This is a genomic window from uncultured Thiocystis sp. (assembly GCF_903866365.1).
Classification (GTDB): domain Bacteria; phylum Pseudomonadota; class Gammaproteobacteria; order Chromatiales; family Chromatiaceae; genus Chromatium.
In genome coordinates, this window is the sequence record NZ_CAIPNF010000440.1 from 1 (window position 1) to 3,831 (window position 3,831).

At 62.4% G+C, this 3,831-nt stretch carries 5 protein-coding genes; 3 read left to right on the top strand and 2 right to left on the bottom strand.

Annotation, left to right across the window (positions count from 1 at the left end):
- On the bottom strand, positions 1-1,156 hold a 1,156-nt coding region (locus tag QZY07_RS23930; RefSeq protein ID WP_295408370.1), incomplete at its 3' end, for an MCP four helix bundle domain-containing protein.
- A gap of 5 nt (positions 1,157-1,161) precedes the next feature.
- Positions 1,162-1,626 (bottom strand): cache domain-containing protein, encoded by a 465-nt coding sequence (locus tag QZY07_RS23935; RefSeq protein ID WP_295408372.1) that lies wholly within the window; start codon positions 1,624-1,626, stop codon positions 1,162-1,164.
- A gap of 403 nt (positions 1,627-2,029) precedes the next feature.
- On the opposite strand from QZY07_RS23935, the gene QZY07_RS23940 reads away from it, so the two are divergent.
- The 3 genes from QZY07_RS23940 to QZY07_RS23950 all read left to right on the top strand — a co-directional run bounded on the left by QZY07_RS23940 (position 2,030) and on the right by QZY07_RS23950 (position 3,609).
- Complete coding sequence (locus QZY07_RS23940) at positions 2,030-2,386, top strand: DUF1924 domain-containing protein (protein WP_295408374.1); 357 nt, start codon at positions 2,030-2,032, stop codon at positions 2,384-2,386.
- Positions 2,387-2,400: 14 nt separating this feature from the next.
- Positions 2,401-2,967 (top strand): cytochrome C, encoded by a 567-nt coding sequence (locus tag QZY07_RS23945; protein ID WP_295408376.1) that lies wholly within the window; start codon positions 2,401-2,403, stop codon positions 2,965-2,967.
- A gap of 63 nt (positions 2,968-3,030) precedes the next feature.
- The gene (locus QZY07_RS23950) at positions 3,031-3,609 is read left to right on the top strand and encodes a diheme cytochrome c (protein WP_295408378.1); all 579 of its coding nucleotides are present in this window, start codon (positions 3,031-3,033) and stop codon (positions 3,607-3,609) included.
- Positions 3,610-3,831: the final 222 nt, after the last annotated feature.

Consider the following 3,831-nt stretch of genomic DNA (forward strand, 5'->3'; position numbering starts at 1 on the left):
GCCAATGGGTCACGCATCCTTGGTAAGCGCCTGCCTCATCCCGCACCGGGCTGGCCGTGAGTCTCAGCGTCCGCCCGCCCAGAAGCGTATCGAGCGTGCGCGAACCGGACAGTTCGGCGCGGTAGGCATCGCGCGTTTCCTCATCCTCGAAGTAGTTGGCAAGGCGGCCTCCGATCAATTGGTGAACGTCGAAGCCGGGTTGTCGGCGCGCGATCTCGGCGGACATGCGTTGCCAGAGGGCTTGGGCCGCATCGTTGAGATAGACCAACACATGGTGCTCATTCGAAACGGTGACCGGGAGGGTCACCTTGTTCAGGGCATGGCGGATGCGCAGGCTCTCGGCCGCGACTTGCCGTTCGGCGCTGAGACGATCGTGCAACTGTTGCTGCATGTCCTTCATCGAGGCCAGTAGGCTGCCCGTGTCTCTTTGCTTCAACGGGATCTCGTTGTCGAGCTTGCCATCGGCGATCAGGCGGGCAATCCGCGCGGCCAACGCGGGCTCGCCGCCGAGTTGACGCGCGATCCTGCGGAACAGTCCGAGGGCGACCAAGGCAAAGACCGCCAGACCGATGAGGGCAATCGCGATCACTCCGCGCTCGGACCACGCCTGGATGCGATTCGCCGCTTGTTGGTAGGAACTGGCCAGTTCCGCCTGGCGACGGATGATGGTCTGGAGGCTCTCATCGGCCTGCTGGAATTGCTTCCCAGCGTTGAACTTCATGTTGTGCAGGGCGGAACTCAGGTCGCCGACCTCGATCATCAGGACCGACTGATCGCGCGCCTTGACGTAAGCGGCCCAGTTCTGCTCGAAACGCTTCCCCGCCGCGCGCAGATCGGGATCGTCGAAACGGCTGTTGACGGTTTGCCAGTGCGTGGCGAAGGCCTGATCCAGGGCGGGGAGTGCGGCCAAGGCGACGCTCGCGGTGTCCTCCGTCTCTTCGGTCACGGCGAACAGTGCCTGGGTGCGGATGCGATGCATCACATCCAAGGTACGCATCAGGCTTTCGGCGGGAATCACGCTTTGCGAGTAGAGGTGATCCAGATTCTGACGGACGCGATGGATCCCCCACCATCCGGAAACCGCCAAGGTCAACAACAGCACCATGACCACCAGGACCATGAACCAGAGTTGCTGCCGGAAGGTCGAGGATCGCATACGGGTTATTTCCGATAGGTGCCGGCGCACACGACGATGTCGTCCAGTCGTTTCAGGTAGGTGGTCTTGGGTTCTAGCTGACTGGTCGTCGGATCTTTATACAGATAGTCGACCCAGCCTTCTCCTTTGGTCTGGGCGGTTTCGATGATGTCCTTGCGAAAGAGTTTACCTTCGGCGTCTGGCACATCGATCAGGTTCTTACCGACCAGCTTGGGATTTTTCGGGTGGGCGACCATGGTGCCGGTCAGATCGTAGGCAAACGCATAGAGCGATCCCTGGGCGAACGGGCCATCGGCCTGGTTGAGTGTCTCGATGGTTGCCGCTTTGCCGTTTGCCTGATAGAAGGCCGCGACCTTCGCCACCAGCGCCTTGGCGGCATCGGGTCCATCCTCCGCCAGCGCGGAGAACGACAGGGCGAGACCAGCGGAGAGGAAGAACGCGAGTGTATGACGTAACCGGTTCGTTTTCATTGGCAGTGTCCTCGGTGGTGAGCGATTCAAGCGGGTTTTGTCTTCGCCTCAGTGAAGCGATCGGGTCTTGCACGGCGAAGGCGTTGAGCATCGACAGCGCGCGCCTAGTCAGTGGAGCGTGGCGGGAGATGGGTTGACGTTGGTTCCATTGCATGGCTCAACCGCCATGAGTGGAAAGGGTAACGTGCGCTTGTGCCGCCACATCGGCATTCCTGACCGGTTGGAAGGTTAACCCGAAGGACCGCTCGGCGTCTCGGTTGTTTCCTTCTGGTTCTGTCGATTACCTGACCGATCGCTGACCATGACCGACAGCGTTCTGTCAGCCTTCCCCCCGTACTCTACACCCAGGTTCGCGGTCCATCGCGACCGCCAGACGCACCGCCTTTAAACGGAGAGAAGACTGATGACATCACCGCTTGCAATCGTTCTGGTCGCCACGGGCGCACTGACACTCTCAACGCCCCTGCTCGCCGCGGATGCGGCGGCCGGCAAGGCGGGTTGGACCAAGGAATACCCGGCGTCGGACGGCTCGGCGGCGCGCAGCTGCGCCACCTGTCACGGACGCGATCTGACCCAGCCAGGCCGTCAGGCCAACACCGGCAAGGTCATCGAGCCGCTCGCCCCTTCGGTGAATCCGCAACGGCTGACCGATCCGGCCAAAATCGAGAAGTGGCTGCTGCGCAACTGCAAATGGACCATTGGGCGCGAATGCACGGCCGCCGAGAAGGCCGATTTCATCGCCTATATCAAGACGCAATAAGCGGGAGGGGATCCATGACCGCTCACCAAGGCATCCTCATCCTGCTCATGGTCGGCGCGGTTGGCGTGGCCGTCAGCGATGACGGCAACCGGAACGGGAAACTCGGCGGCTGGCTGGCATCCCGTGCCGATGTCGTTCCGGTCGCCAATGCCGCCTACGGCGAGGAATGCAGTGCCTGTCACCTGGCCTATCAGCCGGGTCTGCTGCCAGCGCTTGCCTGGACGCAGGTCATGGATCCCGCCGCGCTGGGCGAGCATTACGGCGACGACGCCTCGCTGACGGAGACGCTGCGCACCGAGATCGCCAGCTATCTGGTTGCCCATTCAGCCGATCAGGCCAGCGCCCCGCGTTCACGCGCCTTTGCCGTTGGCTTTGACGCCAAGGCGGGGACCGGGCTGCCGCGCATCACCGAGACGCGCTATTTCAAACGCAAGCATCATCGGGTGCCGGCATCGCTGGTGGCCGGCAACCCCGAGGTCGGGAGTTTCAGCCAATGCCATACCTGCCATCGCGGCGCGGCCAAAGGCATCTACAACGACAGTCAGATCGATATCCCCGGCCACGGCCCTTGGGAGGATTGAGTCTGGCGGGCCTGATGAACCGCTTGTCCACCATCGAAACGCACGCAACGGGAAACCATATCAATGAATCATCATCAACAGATCCTCTCCATTCTGGCCGTTGGCATCTTCACCCTGGGGGCCGCCGGCGTGGCCTTTGGCGACGATGATGACGACGATGACCGGCGCGGCAAGCGGTCGCAGCCTCGTGCCGATTTCGCTCCGCTGACCAATGTGGCCTATAGCGAAGAATGCGGTTCCTGCCACATGGCCTATCAGCCGGGTCTGCTGCCGGCCCGTGCCTGGACGGCGATCATGTCGCCCGCTGGACTCAGCAATCACTATGGCGACGACGCCTCACTGACGGACGAACTCCGCAACGAGATCAGCGCCTATCTGACCGCCAATGGCGCCGACCGGTCGGGCGGGAAACGGGCGAGCAAATTTGCCGAGTCGCGCGCCGGGGTCGACAGCGGTCTGCCACGCATCAGCGCGAACCCCTACTTCGTGAAAGAGCACGACGAGATCCCCGCGCGTCTGATCAAGGACAATCCCGACGTGGGGAGTTTGAGCAAATGCAATGCCTGTCATCGCGGCGCGGCGGAAGGCGATTACAGCGAGCGCCAGATCAACATCCCAGGGCACGGCCCCTGGGAGGATTAAGCCGCATCGGACGACGCACTTGCCCATCCAACGCACTCATCGAACAGGACAGACACCATGAACACCACGACCTTTACACTCCTGATCGGCACCTTGATCCTGGGCCAGGTCGTCGGGTTCGTGGTCTGGGGGCTGTCTCGCCAACGCGCCAGATACCGCGCGCTGGAACGGCAAGGAGCCGATGTTGGTGCGCTGGATCCAAACGCTGGCACGGTCGCCGAC